Below are 1105 nucleotides of genomic sequence, written 5' to 3'. Positions count from 1 at the left end.
TTGGTCAGTTTGGACACCGATCGGGTGTTGCGGGCGTTCGCGTCGTTGATCCAGGCGACGTTGCGCACGAATTATTTTGTGACGAGTGCGGAGTCGGCGCGGGCGCGGAATGTGGTGGCGTTCAAGCTTAACCCGGGGTTGATCGATGAGTTGCCGTTGCCGCGGCCCAAGTTCGAGATTTTTGTGTACTCGCCGCGGGTGGAGGGGGTGCATCTGCGGTTCGGGTTCGTCGCGCGGGGCGGGTTGCGCTGGTCGGATCGCCGCGAAGATTTCCGCACCGAAATCCTGGGATTGGTCAAGGCGCAGGCGGTCAAGAACGCCGTCATCGTGCCGGTCGGGGCCAAGGGCGGGTTCGTCGTCAAACATCCCCCGGTGCCCACCGGCGATGGCGCGGTGGATCGCGAGGCCACCCGCGCTGAGGGGGTGGCGTGTTATCGGTTGTTCATTTCGGGGTTGCTCGATGTCACCGACAATGTCGACAAGGCCACCGGTGCGGTGCTGACCCCTGCTGAGGTGGTGCGCCGCGATGGGGAGGACGCCTATTTGGTGGTGGCCGCCGACAAGGGCACCGCGACGTTTTCTGATATCGCCAACGAGGTGGCCACCTCGTATGGGTTTTGGTTGGGGGATGCGTTCGCCTCGGGCGGGTCGATCGGCTATGACCACAAGGCGATGGGTATCACCGCCAAGGGGGCTTGGGAGTCGGTCAAACGCCATTTCCGGGAGATGGGTGTTGACACCCAGAGCCAGGATTTCACCGTGGTCGGTATCGGTGATATGAGCGGGGATGTGTTCGGCAACGGCATGCTGTTGTCCCAACACATCCGGTTGGTGGCCGCCTTCGACCACCGCCACATCTTCCTCGACCCCACCCCCGACGCCGCGACCTCCTGGCAGGAGCGTCGCCGGTTGTTCGACCTGCCGCGCTCGTCCTGGGAGGACTACGACCGTGCGGTGATCAGCGCGGGTGGCGGGGTGTACAGCCGCCAGCAGAAGTCGATCCCGATCAGCCCCCAGGTCCGGGCCGCGCTGGGGATCGAGGCCGACGTGGCCGAGGTGGCGCCGCCGGCGTTGATGCGCGCGATCCTGCGCGCCCCGGTGGACT

General features: G+C 65.3%; 1 protein-coding gene. It reads left to right on the top strand.

What is annotated here, in order from left to right:
• Nucleotides 1-1105, top strand: a 1105-nt coding sequence (locus ACRCUN_RS34140; protein ID WP_462146024.1) for an NAD-glutamate dehydrogenase domain-containing protein, incomplete at both ends; no start/stop codon positions are given.

This window comes from Mycobacterium venezuelense, from assembly GCF_054919535.1.
This window is presented reverse-complemented; position numbering and strand designations above follow the sequence as displayed.